This is a genomic window from Paenibacillus sp. AK002, from assembly GCF_053903045.1.
The window spans coordinates 1,308,966-1,330,741 of record NZ_CP096377.1; the positions used below are offsets into that span (position 1 = coordinate 1,308,966).

The 21,776-nt window shown below is 55.8% G+C and carries 14 protein-coding genes; 11 read left to right on the forward strand and 3 right to left on the reverse strand.

Features of this window, described 5'->3' with window-relative positions; genetic code table 11:
- Positions 1-63: 63 nt before the first annotated feature.
- From M1D70_RS05605 to M1D70_RS05615, 3 genes are all read left to right on the forward strand, one after another.
- A complete protein-coding gene (locus tag M1D70_RS05605) occupies positions 64-1,644 on the forward strand; it encodes an extracellular solute-binding protein (protein WP_456289381.1) in 1,581 nt (526 codons plus the stop codon).
- 211 nt (positions 1,645-1,855) lie between these two features.
- Positions 1,856-2,881 carry a response regulator gene (locus tag M1D70_RS05610; protein ID WP_009594380.1) on the forward strand — a complete coding sequence of 342 codons (1,026 nt, stop codon included), beginning with the start codon at positions 1,856-1,858 and terminating at the stop codon, positions 2,879-2,881.
- Complete coding sequence (locus tag M1D70_RS05615; RefSeq protein WP_456289382.1) at positions 2,878-4,722, forward strand: cache domain-containing sensor histidine kinase; 1,845 nt, start codon at positions 2,878-2,880, stop codon at positions 4,720-4,722. The genes M1D70_RS05610 and M1D70_RS05615 overlap by 4 nt, the downstream gene beginning before the upstream one ends.
- 242 nt (positions 4,723-4,964) lie before the next feature.
- Here M1D70_RS05615 and M1D70_RS05620 read toward each other — a convergent pair whose 3' ends face one another.
- Entirely contained in the window at positions 4,965-6,785 is a 1,821-nt protein-coding gene (locus tag M1D70_RS05620; RefSeq protein WP_456289383.1) for a glycoside hydrolase family 97 catalytic domain-containing protein, read from the reverse strand.
- A gap of 282 nt (positions 6,786-7,067) precedes the next feature.
- Here M1D70_RS05620 and M1D70_RS05625 point away from each other — a divergent pair, with 282 nt between their 5' ends.
- The 7 genes from M1D70_RS05625 to M1D70_RS05655 all read left to right on the forward strand — a co-directional run bounded on the left by M1D70_RS05625 (position 7,068) and on the right by M1D70_RS05655 (position 17,948).
- Positions 7,068-9,848: a discoidin domain-containing protein gene (locus M1D70_RS05625; protein ID WP_456290391.1), complete on the forward strand. Its 2,781-nt coding sequence runs from the start codon at positions 7,068-7,070 to the stop codon at positions 9,846-9,848.
- A gap of 78 nt (positions 9,849-9,926) precedes the next feature.
- Entirely contained in the window at positions 9,927-12,524 is a 2,598-nt protein-coding gene (locus M1D70_RS05630; RefSeq protein WP_456289384.1) for a glycoside hydrolase family 95 protein, read from the forward strand.
- A 209-nt stretch (positions 12,525-12,733) separates the two neighbouring features.
- Positions 12,734-13,699, forward strand: coding sequence for a peptide-methionine (S)-S-oxide reductase MsrA (gene msrA, locus M1D70_RS05635; protein WP_456289385.1), 966 nt, complete (start codon positions 12,734-12,736; stop codon positions 13,697-13,699).
- Between the two features lie 21 nt (positions 13,700-13,720).
- On the forward strand, positions 13,721-14,065 hold the full coding sequence (locus M1D70_RS05640) for a hypothetical protein (protein WP_456289386.1): 345 nt from the start codon (positions 13,721-13,723) through the stop codon (positions 14,063-14,065).
- A 46-nt stretch (positions 14,066-14,111) separates the two neighbouring features.
- On the forward strand, positions 14,112-15,074 hold the full coding sequence (locus M1D70_RS05645) for a phosphotransferase enzyme family protein (protein ID WP_456289387.1): 963 nt from the start codon (positions 14,112-14,114) through the stop codon (positions 15,072-15,074).
- Between the two features lie 306 nt (positions 15,075-15,380).
- Positions 15,381-15,995 (forward strand): hypothetical protein, encoded by a 615-nt coding sequence (locus M1D70_RS05650; protein ID WP_009594390.1) that lies wholly within the window; start codon positions 15,381-15,383, stop codon positions 15,993-15,995.
- 57 nt (positions 15,996-16,052) lie between these two features.
- Positions 16,053-17,948: a cyclic nucleotide-binding domain-containing protein gene (locus M1D70_RS05655; protein ID WP_456289388.1), complete on the forward strand. Its 1,896-nt coding sequence runs from the start codon at positions 16,053-16,055 to the stop codon at positions 17,946-17,948.
- Positions 17,949-18,009: 61 nt separating this feature from the next.
- Here the strand turns inward: M1D70_RS05655 and M1D70_RS05660 are convergent, their stop codons facing one another.
- Entirely contained in the window at positions 18,010-19,224 is a 1,215-nt protein-coding gene (locus M1D70_RS05660) for an L-dopachrome tautomerase-related protein (protein WP_456289389.1), read from the reverse strand.
- 146 nt (positions 19,225-19,370) lie between these two features.
- Positions 19,371-20,786, reverse strand: a complete 1,416-nt coding sequence (pyk, locus tag M1D70_RS05665) for a pyruvate kinase (RefSeq protein ID WP_009594353.1) — start codon at positions 20,784-20,786, stop codon at positions 19,371-19,373.
- Positions 20,787-20,961: 175 nt separating this feature from the next.
- On the opposite strand from pyk, the gene M1D70_RS05670 reads away from it, so the two are divergent.
- Entirely contained in the window at positions 20,962-21,741 is a 780-nt protein-coding gene (locus M1D70_RS05670; RefSeq protein ID WP_456289390.1) for an AraC family transcriptional regulator, read from the forward strand.
- The last annotated feature ends 35 nt before the right edge of the window (positions 21,742-21,776 follow it).

Below are 21,776 nucleotides of genomic sequence, written 5' to 3' on the forward strand. Positions count from 1 at the left end.
TTACGAAAGCGCTTACCTCATGAATGAACCACTTGTCTATTTTTGCGAAAAGGGGAGAGGTTGATGAAAAAAAGTTGGACGGTCTTACTGATCGGCGTCATGATGATGACACTGCTTGCGGGGTGCGGGGGGAAAGCGGAAGAAGGAGCAGGGAATACCCAGCCGGAAGGGAACGAGCAGGGCACGGCTTCCAGCAAGCTGGCATTCTCGATTTCATTCTCCACGGGCGGCAACACCTACATCGAATCGTCGCCCGACATCAACAAGGACAAATGGGTGCTGAAGCTGGAGGAGATGACGAACACCGATCTCGATATTCGCTTGATGTCCCATAAGGAATTTGATCAGAAGATGAGTCTGATGTTTGCAGGCAACGAAATTCCGGACGTGGTCGGCAATATGCGCGGGGGGCCGACAACGGGCTCCATGTCAGGCTCGGTGGAAGCGGGCGTGTTCATGCCGCTGGATGACCTCCTTAAGGAGTATGCGCCGAATCTGATGAAAATGGTCACCCCGGCGGCATGGGAGGAAGTATCGTACGACGGCAAAATCTACGGCATTCCGGCCTGGCTGGAGAACCCGTCGCGCCGCGCCACGTTTATCCGTACGGATCTGATGGAGAAGGCAGGCATCCAGGAAGCGCCGAAGACGGTGGAAGAGTATCTGGATATGCTGCGCGCCTTCAAAAAACTGGGTATAGAGCATCCGTTCCAATACCGGGAGGGCTTTAAATACGCGGATACCTTCCTAGGGGCATACGACGTGCTGCCGTTCCAGTTCATGGAGCTGAACGGGGAAGTCGTGCCGAAGTTCTTCGATGTCGAGAACATGACCAAGGCACTGGAGACGTATAAGACGATGTACGACGAAGGCTTGATCCCTAAGGATTTCGCTTCCCTGTCCCAGGAGGATTACGGCCGGAACATCAATTCCGGCAAAGCCGGCATGTGGGCGTCCAACGGCGAGGGGCTGATCGGTTTCCGCGCCAAGCTGAAGGAAGTGGATCCTTCGATGAAGGTGGATATCTATCCTTCGCCGACGGGCTCGGACGGCAAGGGCGGCCTCGGCTTGTACAGCTCGATCTCGACCACGTATTACATCAACAACAAGGTCGGTCAGGAAAAAGCGATCGAAATCATTAAATTCCTCGACTGGATGCTGACGGAGGAAGCCGATATGTTCTTCTCCTTCGGGATCGAGGGCGAGAACTACACGATGGAGGACGGCAAGGTCAACTATACATGGCCCGTGAAAAAGGAGGAAGTTGACGAAGCGGGGTTCCGGGCCAACCAGCTGTGGTTCGTGCATGAGCTGACCTACAACAAGAAGCAGACGGCCCTGACCGAGGACGGCCAGGACGTCATTACGGCGTTCAGCGACGTGCTCAGCAATGAAGGCCGCGGCGGCATTACCTTTACGGCGAATCTGAACAGCTTCTCCAAGTTCCCGGATTTGGCCTCGACCGGGGATACGGGACCGAAATTCATTCTGGACAGCATGGTGAAGATGATCTACGGCAAGCAGCCGATATCCGAGTGGCCGAAGGTGCTCGAGGAATATCGCGCCAAGGGCGGGGACGAGATCATCAAGGAAGCGACGGAACGCTGGAAGAACAAGGAGAACGTCGTGGATCGTACAAGATAACATGCAAGATAGGCAGCAGGACATCTCCTGTTTATCCCGAAAATCCTGTACAATGAATCCAATATGTAAGCGTTTAAATGAAGTGAGTGAATAAATAAAGTTCAAGGTATCCGCCGGTCTGCCATGCATGGCAGCCGCTCGCGGATACCTTCTTGTTCCATTTCATGATTGCCTCATCCCTAATTCTTCTACATACAGGAGGCTGAAAATAATGCGGTTGTTGATTGCTGACGACGAACCTGTCATCCGAAGAGGGCTGGTCAAGATGGCGGAAACCTATCGCCTGCAGTTTGACGCCATCGATACGGCCGTAAACGGCGAGCATGCGCTCTCGATGATCAAGGAGACCGAGCCGGATGTGCTGCTGACCGATATCCGCATGCCCCGAATGGGCGGGCTGGAGCTGTGCCAGGAGCTGCATGAGTTGTATGGGCATATTCAGATCATCGTCATCTCGGGTTACGGCGAATTCCAATATGCGCAGCAGTGCCTGGCTTACGGGGTGAAGCATTATCTGCTGAAGCCGGTGACGGGCGTGGTGCTGCACCAGACCTTTGACGCGATCGTAAAACATCGCAATAAAGGCATTGTCTCCCTGGCTTCCTACGTCGATTGGATTGAAAACATCGGGCAGGAAATTTGGATGCTGCAGACGGAACGGCTGGATGAGCTGTTGGTCGATTGGAGGGCGCATCTGCAGGCAGCGGGGCTTAGCGTCCCGCAGCTTCAGCAGCTGCTGGATGATGCAGTGGGGATGATTTTCCGGCGACTGGTATCGAAGGGGTATATGGAGGTTTCCGTGATCGAACCCATCGGCCATCATGCGGCCCAGGAACAGCTGCTGAATGAATTCGAGCTGAGGGTTAAGCGGATGACGGCCGATCTGGTGACCCAGCGCTGGGGGAATTTCAAGAATCCGCTGGATGAAGTGAAAGCGTACATCGACACGCATCTGTCCGAGGAAATCACGCTGGAGGAAGTGGCGGAGATGGCGGGGTATACGCCGACCTATTTTAGCGCGATGTTTAAAAAAATGACCAATGAAACCTTTGTCCGGTACCGCATTCACCGGCGGATGGAACGGGCGAAGGAGCTGCTTGCGCTGCCGCATATGCGGATCATCGACGTGGCGGCAAACGTCGGTTACGAGGACTATCCCCATTTTACGAAGATGTTCAAGAAGGTAACGGGACACACGCCGACGGAATATCGGACGATGCTGGGATTTAACGGATGAAGAATAAACTGTATCGCAAGCTTTTCCTGTACTGCGTATCGATCATAGCGCTGTCCTCGTTATTGATCGGCATCGTCACGTACGCTCGTTCTTCCGCGGAGCTGGATCGGCAGCTGGATCGGCATCTGTCGCAAATCGTGCAGAATGCCTTGAATCACACGGACCTGTACATCAAATCCTATGACCGGACGATGATCTCCCTGCTGACCAACCGGGAATTGAAGAAATTCGTGGATCTGCCGAACCCGGCGGACCATTACGAATACTATCACATCAGCTCCACGATCAAGGATACGGTGTTCCGTCCCCTGATGGACCGGGGGCCCGAGCTGCTGACGATGTATCTCTTGTCTTACAACGGAAACGCGTCGTACAGCTTCGGCTCGGACTTTACGGCGCCGGTGTTCAGCGAAGAGGACAAGTCGAAGCAGCTGACGGAGCTCCGCCATGCCACAAAAGACGAAAGCGGCCTCATGATTCATACGGAGAGCATTATTCCGGGACGCAGCGGCAGCGTGATACGCATGACTAGACAGATGAAGGGTTTATCTTCCACGGCGGAAAAAGGCGTGCTCGCCATGGAGGTGCGCTCCCAGGAGCTGTCCTCCCTGTGGAAAGGCATCGATCTGGGTGAACGGGGATACTTCTATATTGCCGATGCCAGCGGTCACGTGGTTTACCAGCCCGAAGGGCTGGAGGACAACGCTTCGTCTCCCGCCCGGGATTCGAAGCTGACCGCCGCCATTATGGGCGCGGACGAGGAATCCTTTAAATATACGACGGTCGATGGAGAGCAGCGGGTATTCATGACCCGGATGTCTCCTTATTCCGGATGGCGCTTGGTAGCCTCGATTCCGCTGGAAGAGTGGCGCCAGCCGATTGCCAATATCCGCACGACGGCCTGGACGATCGGCTTGATCAGTCTCGTCGCCGCTTGTTTGCTTGCTTACCGTTTCACCCGTTCCATTACCCAGCCGATCCAGACGATTATCCGCGGGATGCGGCAGACGGAGCAGGGCCGATGGATTCCCCTGGACCTTCCTGAACGGCGGCAGGATGAGCTGACGGAAATGATGCAGCGGTACAATCTGATGGTGAGCCGGCTGTCGGAACTGATCGAGCGGGTATACGAGACCGAGCTGCAGCAGCAGAAGACGATCATCGAACGGCAGAAGGCCGAGTTTCAGGCGCTTCAGCTGCAGATCAATCCGCATTTCATGTACAACACGCTGGAGACCATCGTCTGTTATGCCGAGGTTGAAGGCTCGTCCGAGATTACCGAGATGGTGTCTTCGCTGGGCTTTATGATGCGATACTCCTTACTGACCTCGCTAGAGGAGATTACGGTTGCGAACGAACTGAACCATGTGCTGAATTATATGACCATCATGAAGCACCGGCACGACATGGAATTCGATCTTCGGGTCGAGGTTCCCCACGAGCTTCTCCTGTACAAAATGGTGCGCTTGACGCTTCAGCCTTTAATCGAAAATGCATTCCAGCATGCGTTTCCGGACGGCATCGAAGCCTCGCAGCACATCATCATCTCTGCCGGATGCAGCGACGATGCTTTCTGGGTCAGCGTGACGGACAACGGCATCGGCATGACCGATGAACAGCTGCACGAGGTTGCGGCACGGCTGTCCTACGAGCACGACCACACGAATCATTCGCCGGAATCCTCCCTGAACCTTAGCGGTACCGGAGGCATCGGACTGCTTAACGTGCATCGCCGGATTCAGCTGGTATTCGGCGAGAGTTACGGACTGCGCCTAACCTCCGCGGGCGTGGGGACGGGAACCACCATCCGCATGGTCATGCCGAGTCCGCCGCGTGTTTAGCGCATGGCCTGCCTTTCCCGGGCATATAGGTCAGACTCTGTGCTCGAAGTGCAAATAGAAACGCTGTCCTTAAGGTAAGGGCAGCGTTTTTCGCGTTCTCGGGTCGCATTTCGGGATCGCAGAGTTTCATAGAACCAGCTTTTGAAGGTTCCCTGAAGCTCTGCGCCTTCAGCAGAAGCCTATGATCGGTTAACGTTTCACGATTGGCGTCCACGACGTCCATGCCGTCCGTAAAGATCATTTCAAAGCGGCGTGAGATGGATGGAAAGACCTCCATATATCTTCAGGCGCTTCGTGATCGTATCTGTGCTGCAGCAGGTTTCCGTGCGAATCTCAATGGGAGGAAGAACGGAGCGATAACGATATTCGTCCGGCTCTGCCTGCTCCTGATAGATCACCGCTTGATATGTCGTATGTTCTTCAAGGAAATCCAGCGGGATTCGGGCATCTCGTCCTCCTGCGGCACAGATGGAGGCGACGAACCATTCCGCGCCGGATCGTCTGGCGATCGTAACGTACCGGCCCGGATAACCTTCCAGCAGCCGCGTCTCATCCCAGACGGCCGGAACCGCGGCCAGCAGCGGCTTGCCTGGATGGTCCGCGAACACGGAGATCGCGTCCGCATAGTGCTGGATGCCGGACTCGAAGAGGATGGCCAGTGCGAGCTGAAGCCCTTGGGTCGTGTTGGTCCTCCTGCTGAACGTGACCGGCGTAAAGTCCATGGATCCGATCACATTTCGCGTAAACGGCAAGGTACAGAGATGAACCGCATTCGGGCCTTCACTCTGCGCCCGGTAGTATTCCGCGCCGTAAACGCCTTCTCTAGTCATCACATGAGGCCATGTCCGGTGCTCCCCGCTCGGCTTGGTGGATCCGTGGAAATTAACCATTAGCCGGTGCATGGCGGCGGATTCGGCGATGGCGTCGTAGACCTGGAGCGTCTCTTGATTGTCGCTGTCGAAGAAATCGACCTTGATCCCAACAGCACCCCAGGAGGCCCACAGGCGTAATTTCTCTTCACGGAGTTCCTCCGTGTTCAGCCCTTGATAATGCGTCCACAGCCAGATGCCGACGCCGCGCTCCTTCGCGTAATCGATCAGCTGAGGCGCATCCAGCACACCCTCCCAGCCGCCGTCAACGACGACGTATTCCCATCCCATTCCGGCGGCAAAATCGACATGCTGCCGCTGAGCATCCATATCGCCGCAAGAATCGCCCTCCGCGTACCAGGACCAGGCTGCTCTCCCCGGAGCGATCCAAGAGGTGTCTTTCAGCACGGGCGGGGGACATAGATGAGTCGTTACCGATGAAGTCACCAGATCCCCGAGCGATCCGATGATCATGACGCGCCAGGGCGTCGAGAGCGGAAGCTGCGCGGCAATCGGCGTTTCCTGATCCGGAGCGTACGAGATGCGAAGCTTCCGGCCGTCTTGCTCATCGGCTGCAAGGTGACTGGCGCCATAACCGCCGTCCACGGCAGCTTCTGTCAGCAGCAGCCATTGCTCTTCTGTCGATTGAACCAAGAGCGGGAAGCCGAAATGCCCTCCCCGAAGATCGTCCGGCATGGCGTGGTCATAGGTTCGTTCATAACACCGCATGAACGGCTGCGCCCAGACGTTAAGCATCCGATCCCCCGGCAGATGGAATCCGGAGATCTCGTTCTCGATGCGAATATCACCTTCTCCTTGCAGCTCATAACGGTAAGCAGCGCCGTCTCGAAAAGCGCGGAATCGAATCCTCACCTGATGATGCTCGACGGAAGTTAGGAGCACCAGCTCGCTTGCTTCGTAAGACTGCGATTTTTGCTTGCCGGTCATTAGCTCGTAACGCTCCGTGATCGTGTTGTGCTCAACCCCCTGGATGCGGATATTTTGCTGAAATTGGTATCTGTCCGTGATGAGTCCGAGCGGGGATCTGTCAAGAACCCGGAATCCCTTGTTCATAACCGTATACAAGAGGGGACCGTTATGCGCCTGCTCCAGGGTGATCTGCAAATTCCCGTCAGGGGAATGAAGCTGAGCATAAAACGGCGCCGACAGAGATGGGGACAGCTCATGATCCATAAACGAAACTCCTTCCTTGTCGCTACCAAAATGACGTACCCATTGCAGCCTCATTGTAACGGACAAAGGGAAGGCTTAGCATACGGCTCCGTTCGCTCCGGGTTGTGTTTTCTTATGTTATGTTACTCCGTAAAAAAACACGGCCCTTCCGCAAGTTACGGCATGGTCTGGCGGGAGGCCGCTGTTTTAACATGGAAGTATCAAGAGGCGTTTGAAAGGAGGGTATCCTCTAATTGCGGTGAATCGTAATCACTACATAAGACAAAGGATGGGTGATGATTGATGAGACAGGTGCGCAAGCGTAACGGACAGATAAGAAGGGGAAGTATCATACTGCTGCTGGGTATTCTGCTGTTTTCGTTCGGAAATCCGCCAATACAGGGGGAAACGGTGGCAGCCGATGGGGTGGAGCGGGTCAACCAGGCAATGAATAGGCCGGCAACGGCCAGTTCGGAGATCAGCGGGCGTGAAGCCGGGAAAGCCGTGGATGGCAGCAAGGATACCTATTGGCAGCCGGCCAGCACGGACCGTGAGGACATGAGTGTACATGTTCAGGTGGATCTGGGGAGCGAGCAGTCTCTCAACCAGGTCGTCCTGGACTTAAACCGGGGAGATAATTTGGGCAGCATCGAGATTGATTATTCCCTTGACGGCGAGTCTTGGACCAGAGCCTATGCGAAAAATGGGGGCATTCGAGCGGACGGTCAGGAAGTCATGGCGTTTAATTCCGTAAGCGCTTCCCAAGTACGGGTGACTCTGCAGCTCAGCCGAAATCTCAATGTTCAGCTTAAGGAGTTGGAGATTTATATGCAGGATGGAGATCAAGGGATTCCGTCGGACGTAACGGAGCTGGCTTTCGTGAAGCCGGATGGCACTCCTTATAACAACAATGATGAACGGACCTTGGACATTGGAGAAACGTCGGCCTTGGAGGTGCGCGGCAAACGAGCCAACGGAGAGTGGGTTGCGCTGCCTCAAGGCCAGGTTCAATACCATGCTGCGGGGAGCAGCATGGCCGTGGATACAGCCGGTTCCGTAACCGGAGTCAAGGTCGGCGCCACCCGGATGTATGCGGAAATCAGCGTTAATGGCCAAACGGTTGGGACGCCGGATTTCTGGTTTGTCGTGAAGGATGATCAGGAATTCCGGGATGCGAAATATATTGCTTTCAGCTCGTTCACGCATCCGACGTTAGTCCAGAAGATCGGCGAGGCGGCGATCCTGGATGACGGCAAGCCATTGCCTGTCGTCACGATTGCTCCGAATACGGATGGGACCGTTAGCGCCAGATGGTTCAAGGACGGCCAATCCAGAGGTTTGCTGGACACAAAGCCGCTGCAAACGGGGATAAGTCAATCGATCACTCTTCCGGGCGGGATGAAGGTACCGGGCACGCACGAAGTGAGGATGACGTTCCAAGCCGCGGACGGGGGAACTTACTACGACAGCTTGTTTTACACCGTCATGCCCAAGAAAGGAATACCTGACGGTCAGAGTCATATCGCATATACCGGAAAAGACGGAAGAATGGTGTATGTTCCCGATTATAAAGGAAATCGGATCATCGATTTCTCGAATGTCGGTTATATGGGCGGCGGGGTGAAGCTTCCCGACGTGCAGGCGAGGATTGCCGTGCAGCCGACCGGGGGGGATGATACGGCGATGCTGCAAGCGGCGATCGATGAGGTGTCGCAGCTGCCGCGCGACGCGGACGGCTTCCGGGGGGCCGTTCTTCTAAAGAAGGGCACGTATCTGGTCGGCGGATCGCTGAACATCCAGGCGAGCGGCGTCGTGCTGAGGGGCGAGGGGAAGAGTGAGGACGGAACCATCATCCGGGGCACGGGAACAACGGCCAGAAATTTGATCGTCGTGGGCGGAACGAATGGTGCAACGATTGTGGATGGCACGGAGACCGATATCCAGGATCTGCACGTTCCGGCAGGCTCGCGTTCCTTCCATGTCCAGGATGCCTCTGACTATCAGGTGGGCGATTCCGTCATCGTCCGGAGGATCGGCAACGACCGCTGGATTCATGAAATCGGCATGGATCATATCTACATGCGGCCAGGAACCGGAGGAACGCAGCAGTGGTCCCCGTTCAATCTGGATTTTGACCGCGTGATTACGGCGATCGACGGCAACCGGATTACGGTGGACGCTCCGTTAGCGAATGCCGTTGAGCGTCAATGGGGCGGGGGCAAGCTATTCAAGGCGACGGACGAATCGCGAATCGAGCAGGTAGGGATCGAGAACATGCGCGCCATATCCGATTTTGATCCGAGCAAAACCGACACGAAGATGGATAACGATGTTCTGGACACCCCGTATTACTCCGATGAGGACCATGCAGAACGTTTCATCATGATGAACAGCGTGAAGAATGCCTGGGTGCGAGAGGTGGCCGGCTACCATTTTTCCTATGCCTTGGTGCAGGTCGGGCGGCAGGCCAAGTGGGTCACGGTGCAGGACAGCGAAATGCACGACATGGTCAGCATTATTACCGGCGGGCGGCGTTACAGTTTTTTCATCCAGGGGCAGTTAAATCTGGTGCAGCGCAATTATACGGAGACTTCCCGTCATGCTTACGTCATTGAAAGCCGCGTGCAAGGGCCGAACGTGATGTACGACAATAAGGCCACTCGCGAATACAATACAAGCGAGCCGCACCATCGCTGGTCGACAGGCGGTTTATACGACAACGTCAGCGCGCGCATCAGCGTCCGCGACCGGGGATGGCTGGGCAGCGGACACGGGTGGGCCGGCGCGAATTACGTCATGTGGAATACCGAAGGCGGGCTTGTCGCCCAGAAGCCCCCCACTGCCCAAAACTATGTCATCGGGCATATCCCTACCGAAGACGGCCTGAACGTGAAGCCGCTCGTTCCGAGTGCCTACGATCCAAGACCTCGCGAGGACGGTTATTGGGAATATGCCGATCGGCATGTGGCACTCCAGAGTTTATTCATTCAGCAGCTGAAGGATCGCCTGGGGCAGCAAGCGGTAGATCATCTGGCCCGAGCCCCGGTGGGCGGCGGTGCTTTGGATATACCGGAACAGCCTTAATCATATTTAGCGAACAGGGGATGTTCAGGGAAAACGCTGAGCATCCCCTTTTTCTTGAAGAAGGAGACGTGTTGGATTATGGAGAGGGAGACAACAGGAAGTAATGCCGAGAATTCTCTTGAAGGGCATCAGGCAGGTCGTGAGTTTGCGGGGCAGCCCGGGGTGGGGGGGACAGATGGAACCGCTGCGCGGCGGTCTGACATCTCCGCAAATCGGGGCTTGCGGTTGTGGTACGATTCCCCGGCAGCCGAGTGGAATGAAGCTTTGCCGATCGGGAACGGTCGCCTGGGAGGCATGGTCTTTGGCAAGCCTTCGCTTGAACGCGTGCAGCTAAATGAAGATTCTCTCTGGTATGGAGGTCCGGGGAGAGGAGGCAATCCTAACGCCTCTCGGTATTTGAGCGAGATCAGGCAGATGCTCTTCGATGGGCGACAAGCCGAGGCCGAGCATTTAGCCCGAATGGCGATGACGTCCTCCCCGAAATACGAGCAGCCGTACCAGCCGCTGGGCGATCTGCTGCTCAAATTCCTGGATGGGGAGGAAACGGTGGAGCATTATGAACGAGAGCTGGATCTGGAGCGGTCGATGGTGACCGTATTCTATTCGTCCCGGGGCATCCGGTATCGCAGGCAGTATTTTGCCAGTGCGCCGGATGGCGTGCTGGTCATTCGCCTGTCTGCCGACAGGCCGGGGGCGCTGACGTTTGCGGCGAACCTGATGCGCCGTCCGTTTGATGGGGGGACGGCATCATTGCGTCATGACACCCTGCTGATGGAGGGAGAGTGCGGTGCGGACGGCATTTCCTTTGGCATGGCGCTGCGCGCTGCCGCTGTGGGAGGAGCCGTTCGAGCCATCGGTGATTTTCTCTCGGTAGAAGGAGCGGATTCCGTTACGCTGCTGCTGTCAGCCCAAACTTCCTTTCGATGCCGGCAGCCGGTCCAGGTCTGTCTGGAACAGCTGGATCGTGCGGCAGGCATGTCGTACGAGCAGCTGGTAAACCGTCATCAGGCGGAGTATCGGGAGAAGTTTGAACGGTTCTCCCTAACGCTCGGCACAGGCAAGAACGGGGCGGGCAGGACGGAATGTGTCGATAGTGGAACTTCCTTTTCGAATGGGACAGAGGTAATCCGCGCTTCGGATCGAGTCGAATATCCTAATGGAATAGAAGACGACCAGCCGTCCCTGCCCACCGATCGGCGGCTGAATTTGCTGAAGGATAGAGTGAAGACGGAAGGTGCTTCCGCGGAAAATAGCGACCCCGAATTGATCGCGTTATACGTGCAGTACGGGCGATACCTGCTCATCTCCTGTTCCAGGCCCGAATCTCTTGCTGCGAACCTGCAAGGCATATGGAATGACAGCTTCACCCCGCCTTGGGAGTCCAAGTATACGATCAATGTGAACATTCAGATGAACTATTGGCCGGCAGAGCTGTTGGGCTTGGCGGAGTGCCACGAGCCGTTGTTCGACCTGATTGACCGGATGCTCCCTAATGGCCGCGATACGGCTCGGGAGATGTATGGCTGCCGCGGTTTCGCGGCGCATCATAATACGAATCTTTGGGGAGAAACCCGGCCCGAAGGGATATTGATGACCTGTACCGTATGGCCGATGGGAGCCGCGTGGCTGTGCCTTCATCTGTGGGAGCATTACCGGTTTGGCGGCGATGCGGATTTCCTGCGGGAGCGGGCGTATCCGGTCATGAAGGAAGCGGCAGAATTCCTGCTGGATTATATGACCGTGGATGAGGTAGGGAGACGGATGACCGGCCCTTCCGTTTCGCCGGAAAACCGATTCGTGCTTTCGAACGGAGCCGTCGGCAGCCTCTGCATGGGGCCGGCCATGGACGGGCAGATTGCGACGGCTTTATTCCGTGCCTGCCTGGAGGCCGGCCATCTCGTCGGAGATGAGCCTGCCTTCTTAGGGGAGCTTCAAACGGCGCTGGAGGAAATTCCGGCACCGCAGATTGGACGCCATGGAGGGATCATGGAATGGCTGAACGATTACGAGGAGGCTGACCCAGGGCACCGGCATATCTCGCAGTTGTTCGCCCTGTATCCGGGAGAGCAGATTGATCCTGCCCGGACGCCGGAGCTTGCCGAGGCGGCTTGCAAGACCTTGGAGCGGCGGCTTGCGCATGGCGGCGGCCACACGGGCTGGAGCCGCGCCTGGATCATCAATTATTACGCCAGGCTGCAGCGCGGAGCGGAAGCGCATGAGCATCTCGTGAATTTGCTGTCTTCCTCGACTTATCCGAATCTGCTGGATTGCCACCCGCCTTTTCAAATCGATGGCAATTTCGGCGGGATTGCCGGCGTTGCCGAAATGCTGCTGCAGTCGCATATGGGAGAGTTAAGGCTGCTCCCCGCCCTGCCCCCGCAGTGGAATAGCGGCGAGGTGAAGGGGCTGCGGGCCCGCGGCGGCTATGTTGTCGACATGCGCTGGGAGGAAGGCGAATTGAGCGAGGTGAAGATTCGGGCAGATAGGGCTGGCGAGTGCAGGGTCTGGTCCCGTGCGGCACTTGTCCTCATAGAGGAAAAACAGTTGGGAGAGGTAACTCTGACGAGTACCACGATATCCCCCAGAGGCCATGGCTACTCCATCCGTATGCAGCAGGGTGCCAGCTGCAGCTTGGAGCGGCCTGTGGAGGACGCCTATGGAACGGTTGAAGAATAAAATGGCCGGCGTACCTCGATAAACGACGAAAGCAACCCCCTCCTAAGGCCTGCGCCTAAGCGGGTTGCTTTCTCACTCCTGGCTCGATCTTGGAGGAGAAATCGCCGATTACACCAATTAAATCCTATGAAACTTGCTGCCATTGCGTCCTCAAGGCTACACTAATATCAACATGAAACCGACAACGATGGATGAAAGGAGCGATAGCCTTGAAGCATGGAAGCGGCAAGACCTCATTGGCGACATTTGCCGGCGGTTGTTTTTGGTGCATGGTGAAGCCGTTTGACGAGCTGCCCGGCATCCTTTCCCTGGTTTCCGGCTACACGGGCGGCCATACGGAGAATCCGACCTACGAAGAAGTAGGAACGGAAACGACGGGGCATTACGAAGCCGTGCAAATCCGGTTTAATCCGGATGTGTTTCCATACTCACGGCTGCTGGACATCTATTGGCGCTTGATTGATCCAACGGATGCGGAAGGCCAGTTCATGGACCGCGGGGCATCTTACCGGTCGGCGATTTTCGTGCATGGCGAAGAGCAGCGCGAGCATGCGGAAGCCTCCAAGCGCAGCCTGCAGCTTAGCGGCCGGTTCAAGGGGAAGATCGTGACGCCGCTCCTGCCGGCGGGTCCCTTTTATCCCGCGGAGGATGTCCATCAGAACTACTATAATACCCACCGGTACGACTATAACCGATATTATGAGGGTTCCGGCCGGGATTCTTTTGCGAAGCGGCATTGGAGGCGGAAAGAGGACCAGGATGAGCTGCGCAGGCGTCTTACCGCAATCCAATACGCGGTGACGCAAGAAGGCTTGGACGAGCCAGCCTACGATAATCCGTATTGGAATCACGCAAGCCGGGGGATTTACGCGGACGTGGTGAACGGCGACCCTCTATTCAGCTCGACCGATCAATATGATGCTGGTACGGGATTGCCGGCTTTTAGGAAGCCGCTGAACGAAGGATTTATCAGCAAAAAGGGGGATCTCCGCGGCGGCAAGGTACGCACCGCGCTCTACGGCAGATTGTCCGGCTCTTACCTGGGACATCTGTATCATGACGGGCCCCAGCCGGGCGGCCTGCATTATCAGGTGAACTCCGGGGCGCTGCGTTTTATACCGGAGGAAGCGCTGGTCCGGGAAGGCTATGGTGAATTCGCCGGGCTGTTTGAGTAGGGAACGGATGGAGGTCATCTTATGATAATCAAACTGCTGTACCTTGTAGTGAATTTGTTTTTTCTGGCAGGGATACTGCTCTCCCCGTATAGCCCAGCTTCCAAAGTGTTGATGTATATCGTCATGAGCCTGATTCTGGCGTTCGCATTCAAAAGATTATCTAAGGAAGAAGGCGGGGGAGAAGGATCGTGCCGTAAACTTCATCTATACCCGTTCTCTCCCACCCGCATGGCTGGCAGCTCCGTTAGAATAGGATTGGGCAAGACCCAATACTTGCGTCCATGTGCGGAAAGGAGTGACGTTGTTGAATACGATTCATATTCACAATGGGATACAGATGATGAGAGGGCTTGTTGCTTAGGATAAGTCGAGGTTTAAATCCTCTCATGCTGTAGCGGGAGGAAAAAGGCAAATGATGAAGTTAACGACGATGGTTCGCGGACTTGCTGGCGACAAGGCCGCCCGCGAGCTGATCCGCAACTGGGAGTTTGATGAGGGAACGCTGAAATTTTGGCGGGCCAGCTCCAACTTCGTGTATGTGTTTAACCACGATGGAGAGCGTTATTTCCTCCGGTTTAATTTCGAGCAAGAACATGCGGCCCAGCAGCTGACGGCCGAGGTGGAATTCATGCAGTATTTGCTTAAGCACGAATACCCTTGCGTCGCGCCGATTTCTTCCGTGAACGGGAAATGGATCGAGACGATTCAGGAACCGGAGGGGCAGTATCACGGCGTCGTGTTTCGCGCCGCAGGAGGGATTGCTCTGCATGACAATCTCACCGTGTCCCAATGCAGGGACTGGGGGAAATCGCTCGCAAGGCTGCATACGCTGTCCAGCCGATATGAACCTGGAGCCGTAAGGCGAAGAAGCGCGGAGGACATCCTGCGTTTGATCGATCAGGTGCTGCGGCGGCATCCCGGGGAGCAGGATGCTATGGATGAGCTTCATCGGGTCAGTCTATGGCTGCAGTTCCTGCCGGCGTCGAGACAGACGTACGGCTTGATCCACTATGACTTCCAGCTGGATAACATCTTTTATGAAGCGAAGGAAGGTTCATTCCGCGTGATCGATTTCGACGATGCCATGTACCATTGGTATGCGGCGGATATCGTCACGGCTCTTGCCGATGCCGAGTCGGAGCATGCCAAGCAGGCATTCCTGAAAGGGTATCGCTCGATCCGAAGCCTGGATCACGAGCTGGAGGCAGAGTTTTCAAGATTTCAAAGATTCAGCCGTCTGTACGGTTTTGCCAGAGTGCTGCGATCCCTGGAGGACAGCGAGTTGGCCGATGTCCCCTCTTGGTATGAGGGGCTTCGCACGAAGCTGCTGCGCGATTGCGAGCAGGATAGGCAGGGGTTCAAGGAACCGTGGTAACCGCACGAGCCATGACGCGCAGCTTGGATGCTGGTTGCTAGCAACCGAACGGCTTTAGTGGGCTAATCGAACCAGGAAAACCACATCGGGCACGGTGTGGTTTTTTGTCGCGGCTTCAAGGCGGCATCAGCCGATTTCATCCCCATAGATCGCATCGGACAAGCAGCGAGCGGGCGGAAGCGAAAAAAATCCCTTCAATTCTATATAAATTGTCGAGATATGGTAAATATTGCTTTGTTCGCCGTTCATGCATTTGCTATGATTTTCGTACTAGGCACAAAGAATTAGAGGAATGGAGTTGAAACGATGAATCGAAAAATGATTTTATCCACGGCCGCGTCTCTTCTGGTCGGGGTAGTGGCCGGCACGGGCATCATGATGAACGACCAGGCTTACCAGTCGGTCAAGCAGGCCGTAGGAGGAAGCGCAACGAACAATTCCATTGGCGGGATCGGCAACGTCGCACAGATCGATCTGTCCAGCATGGATATTGAGAGCGCACTGATGGTCGTGCAGCAGCAGCGGACACAGATGCTGGATGCGCAGCTTAACAACCAGATTCAGGACGTGCAGAAGCGGAACGAGGAAATCGCCAAGAAGAACGACGCCATGGCAGGCATTAACAGCGCTTTGACCGGAGAAGCAGTGGACGGCAAATATTCGATACCGGACGATCTTGCCGGCAAGCTGGCAGCGGAAGGCATCGCAGATGCATCCAAGAAGGAATATACGGCAGAAGAGCTCAATCAAGCAACAGAGAAGCTGAAGGGATCGATCGACAGCTTATCGAACTCCCAGCAAATGGACATGCTCCGTCTGCAGTCGATGACCAACAAGCGCAATGAAGCCTTTGACGTCATGACGAATTTTATTAAGAAAATGGAAGAATCACGCAGCAGCATCATCGGAAATATGCGATAATAGAGTCGTACATAATGAATAGAGAGGAATCTGCCGTCGGGCGGATTCTTTTCGTCTATGGAGAGATTGCAGATGACGACGAAGGCCATGGAGTTTTTGCGTAATCATACGCTGTTTCGCGGGGTGCCGCTGCATGAATTGGAAGGTGCCGTCCAGTCCATGCATGAGGAGCTGTTTCATGACGGGGACCCGCTGATCGTAGAGGGAAGCTACGGCAATTCCTGTTATTTCATCATGAGCGGGCAGGTTCAGATCGTTTCGAGGAATCTGATCGGCCACACGGTGACGCTGGACGTTCTGGGCGAAGGCGCATTGATCGGTGAGGTCTCCCTGTTTCTTGAGGAAAAAAGGACTTCGGGTGCCCAGGCGATCGGCGAAGTAACGGCATTGCGGCTGGAGCAGAACGCGTTCAGCCGGCTTGCCGCGGCAAGCCCGATGTTTCACGAGAGCCTGTCGTTCTCGGCCCGAATCCGCACGATGCATGCGATGCTGAGCAAGGCGACGATCTGGGCCGCGATTCCGAACGCGGAGCTGCGCGGTCTTGCCGAAGTCACGGTCAGGCGGAAAGTATACAAAGGGGACGTCATTGTCGCGGAAGGCACCATGGCGGACCGTTTCTATATGATTGCCGAAGGACGGTTCGAGGTGCGCAGCGGGCGCCGGAAGAAGGCGGTCTATAAGCCCGGGGATTATTTCGGCGAGATGGACCTGCTCAGCGGCGAAGCCCATACGGGCACGGTGACGGCGCTTGAGAACGGCGAGCTGATGGTGATGGGCAGGGATGAGTTTCATTTCGTCCTGCAGCAGTACGAACCGGTCAGGCGGCAATTTCATGAGGTGCTGCGGATTCGAAAGCCCGAACTTCTCAATGAAGAGGTATCGGCGAAGCTGCAATTCACGGAGACTGAGCAGGCGCCGGAAGCTGAAGTCGAGGCTGCCGCGACCCTAGAAGCCGTCATTCCGGCCCCTCCCAAAAAAGATCGCTGGATGGATGTGCTGCTGGCGCTTGGCGGCATTTTCGTTGCGTTCACAGGGCTAGCCATTTGGCTGAAACAGCCGGTATGGATATATGCCGCTTTGATATCCGGCGGATTCGTTGGACCGGTTTCGTTTGTTGCTTATATGCGCAGCTCCCAGCTGCTCGGATTCAAGCCCATTCGGCTGGCAGCCGTATTCGCGGCTTCCGGCATCATCGCCGTGCCGGTTGCGTGGGTGCTGGAACGCTTCTGGTCCGTCGGCAGCGGTCTGGAGACAACGACCATCGAGCATGTGCAGGCAGCGCTTCTGATCGGCGTTATCGAAGAAATTGCCAAGCTGCTCGTATGCTTTTTCTTTCTCCGCGGGCGCAAGCAGCGTTTCCTGATGGATGCCGTAGTATTCGGAGCTGCGGCAGGCATGGGCTTTGCCGCGGTTGAGAGCATTCTGTACGGCTTCATGTATCTGCAGCAGCATGCGACTTCGGGGATGCTGGCTGTGCTGTGGGTCCGGGCGCTGCTGTCCCCGTTCGGGCACGGCACCTGGACGGCCATTGCCGCAGCCGGACTGTGGTATGGCCTGGGGAAATCCGCCAAACGGGGCTCGACCGCGCATCGGCTCCTGAGGATGGCTGCCCTACTGCTGATCAGCATCCTGCTGCATGCGGCTTGGGACTATCCATATGCGGCGGGCTTGTGGAAAATGGTCGGCATGGTCATGGTCGGGGGCATCGGCATCGCGCTGCTCTTTTCGCTCATTCGTCAAGGCACGAAGGAGGAAAGGGCGATGCATCGGGCCGTCAATCCCGCCCAGCAGGTAGAGGAACGGCTCCGGCAAGCGGTCGGCTCCGATTCGAAGCGCAGCGGTTCCGAAGGACCGGGCACCGCCCCGCCGTCTTTAACCTGCGAGGGTTGCGGCACCGTGTCGCCTGCAGGGACGCGGTACTGCGGCCGCTGCGGCCAGGCATTGCAGTTATGATACGAAAAGGGTTAGGCAGAGGGCTTGAAAGCCCGAACTGCCTAACCCTTTTTCATAACCGTCAACCATATAAATACGACTTCACATCCCGGCCGATGTAGGCTCTCCATATAATCAGATTGTAAGGATCGTCCCAGTCGATGTTCTGCGGCTCCTCGAACATGCGGTGCAGGCGGTTGTTGTTGAAGATGATCGAGCCGCGCTGATCGAAAGCCACCCCGTCCACCCACAGCATTCGGTCATCGGACAGCAGCTTGTGAAATGAGCGCGTGCAGGGTGAATAATAACCGATGCCTTTGCCTTCCAGCATGGTGTAGAAGACATGGCCTCGATTATCGGCATGCATGCCGTCGGTCGTCGTCCCTTTGCTGCCCAGAGCTTGAACGGAATTCCGAATGAGCGGATCGGGGGTATCGAAATTACGCAGCAGCCCCGTATCGATCGCATACAGATTGCGTCCGGTTACCTGGCAGTAGAAGAGCGTTTCGCGATCCGCCGACAGGGCGATGCCGTCCGCGCCGATCCGGACCGGCTTGTTGCGGTAGACCGGCTCCGTATCGATCTCGAACCGGAACCTTGGCACGTCCTGCGTGCTGTAATGGCTGTCCAGGACCCGGCGGAATCTCTTCGCTCTCATATTGTAGACGATGATGCCGCCGTATACCTCGTGATCCGGCCAGCCGGAGCCCGAATCGGTGATATAAGCGTAACCGTTTCGGTTATCCACCACGATATCGTTCAGGAACGATGTCCGGGGCGGTGCAATATCATCCGGGATGACGATGGAGTCGATCAGGCGATTTGCGCTCAGGTCCCAGATAACCAGCTTTTGCGAGCCTTCGGGCGAGGTATTATACGCGATTTTTCCTTGATCCAGAATCCACATCCGGTTATGTTCATCGATCTCGTAACCCAGGACGGATTGCAGCGCTCGCACATCTCCCGGCGTATTCCACTCCCAGCTTGGAAAAGCATTCAGCACCGGCTTGCCGTTCACCATCACGATGGTGTTGAGCGTGGCGGGAACGCCTTCCGCCCAGCGCGGAACCGAGACATAGAAACGCCCCTGTCGGTCCACTTTGACGCCTGCAGGCATGCAGTGCTTCCAGTATTGATGCAGCTCGAACCGCTGCTTCATCGCAGCATTCGGAAAGTTCCAGTCCAAGCGGTTCCAGTGGAACAGCATTTGGTAAGGACTTGTTGGGTGATGAGCTTTCCTCGCATGGGGAAGGGCAGCCTGCTGCTGCATCCCCATAGGATGATAAGGTATATACATTCTGGCAAGACCTCCGGTAACGTGTTCGGTTCACCCGAAACGGGCAGCGCCTTCCTTACGAGCTTATTCCTCTGAGTTCGTTATATGCCCAGAAGGTCGGATTGGCGCTGCTTAAATCATCGGAGAGGTCTAGTTTGTGTTTTTCGTTATACTTGCAGAACCTTAATCAGATTCGTGTTGCCGGATTGACCGATCGGAACGCCGGCAGACAATACGATAATGTCGCCTTTTTCGATGTAGCCTGTCTTGATGGCGTTGCGGGTCGCGGACTCGAACATTTCGTCCGTTGTGGTGACCTTGTCGCCTTTTACCGGGATGACGCCGGAGAGCAGGCAGATTTTAGCCAGCACTTCTTCATGCTGCGTGACGGCGATGATCGGTGCTTCCGGACGATATTTCGAAATCATCCGCGCCGTAAATCCGCTCTCCGTTGACGTAATGATGGCTTTGGCATTCAGCACGAGGGAAGAGCTGACCGCGCCTTGGCTGATGACCTCGGTAATATCGGCTACTTGTTGTCGTGATTTGAAAGCGAACTGGTCCTTATAATCGATCATCGTCTCGGCGCGGCGGGCGACTGCCGCCATCGTACGCACGGATTCCACCGGATATTTGCCAGCGGCGGATTCCCCTGACAGCATGACCACGTCTGCGCCCTGGATAACGGCGTTAGCCACGTCGCTCACCTCGGAGCGGGTAGGGCGGGGATTGACCTGCATCGATTCCAGCATATGCGTTGCCACGATAACCGGCTTGCCCGCCAGATTGCATTTATCGATCATTTCTTTCTGCATCATCGGCACTTCTTCGATTGGCACTTCGACGCCAAGGTCGCCGCGGGCAACCATGATCCCGTCGGAGGCTTCAATGATGTCGTCCAGGTTCTCCATGCCCTCTCCGTTTTCGATCTTGGAGATGATCTGCACATGCTCCGCGCCGCGTTCCTTCAGGATGCTGCGGATTTCGCGGATGTTGTCGCCATGGCGCACAAAAGATGCGGCAATGATCTCAATGTCGTTGTCCAGTCCGAAGCCGATATGCATGACGTCACGCTCGGTGACGCCGGGAAGCGTCGTTTTGATGCCGGGCAGGTTGACGCCTTTGCGCGGCTTGAGCACGCCGCCGCTGACGATTTTGCAAAGAATGTCCGGTCCGTCGACGCGAATGACGTTCAGGTCTACGAGGCCATCATCGATCAAGATGCGGTCTCCCGGTTTCACGACTAGATTCAGCTCGGCATAATTGACCGAGATGCGCTGGGCGTCTCCCAGAATTTCTTCGGTCGTCAGGATCAGTTCCTCACCGGGTTTCAGAAGGCAGGAAGCCTCTTTCAGCTTGCCGATCCGGACTTCGGGACCTTTAATGTCCATCATGATCGGGACATACGTGTTTAATTCGGATGCGGCCTGGCGAACATTCCGAATCCGGGCCACGTGATCCTCCGGCTCGCCATGTGCCATATTCAATCGGGCGACCGTCATCCCCTCCTGAATCATATTTTTTAACAGCTCGATGGAATCGCATGCAGGCCCCATCGTACAGATGATTTTTGTCTTAAGCATGATTGGTTGTTCCTCCTTTGTATTTGCACCCTGCGGCAATGTTGCAGCACTCGGGCTTCTAGAAATGTAAAGCCCATGAGCTACCCTAATGATCACATTGTAGCCTGTCTTGTCGAATCATGATATGAACTATAGTACAATGAATGGATTATAGTAATGCATATGAGGTGAAATTATGGTCACTCCGGTTGAAGTTCGGCAAATTAGCGGCGTCGATTGGTATGAGGAAGCAGACCATGGAAAGAGCGCATGGCGTCTAACCGTGGCGACCTATGGAAAATGCGTATATTGGGTGAATGGAGATAAGCAGATTATGGAGAAGGGGGAACTGCTGCTTATTCCGGCCGGCGTTCCGTATTACGGCAAAAGCATCCCTACCGTGACGCACACGCAAATGGTCGTTCAATGGACGGGAGAGCCGTCCACGGCTTTGTCCGCGCTTGAACGGGAAGAAGCGTTGAAGCATAAACCGGGCTGTTACGAATTGATCCACGAACGTTTGAAGGCGATCCACCAGCAGTGGCGGGAGCGCCCGTCTTATTATGCAATGATGATAGAAGCATTATTGACAGAAGTGTTGATTTATATCAGCCGAGAGCTGGATCGGGGCGTTATCACGCCCGAGAAGCACTTGCATGCGGAACGGATGAAATCTTACATTGAGCGGCATTACCGGGAGAGAATAACGAAAGAGGAGCTCGGCGATGCCATCGGCAAAACGCCCAATTACGCTGCGGCGCTCTTCAAGAGCGTCACGGGACAGACGATTAGCCAGTACGTGCACGCCCAGCGGATGAAACGCGCAGCGTATTTGCTGACGGAATCGCAGCTGACGGTACAGGAAATTGCAGTATTTCTCGGCTATCAGGACCTCTCCTATTTTTACAGAATCTATAAGCGGTTCACAGGCAGCGCTCCGTCGGAGCTGCTGCACGAGCGTCCGCGGACGGTCTAGCCGAAAAAAAGAGGGCATACGCCCTCTTTTGTTTG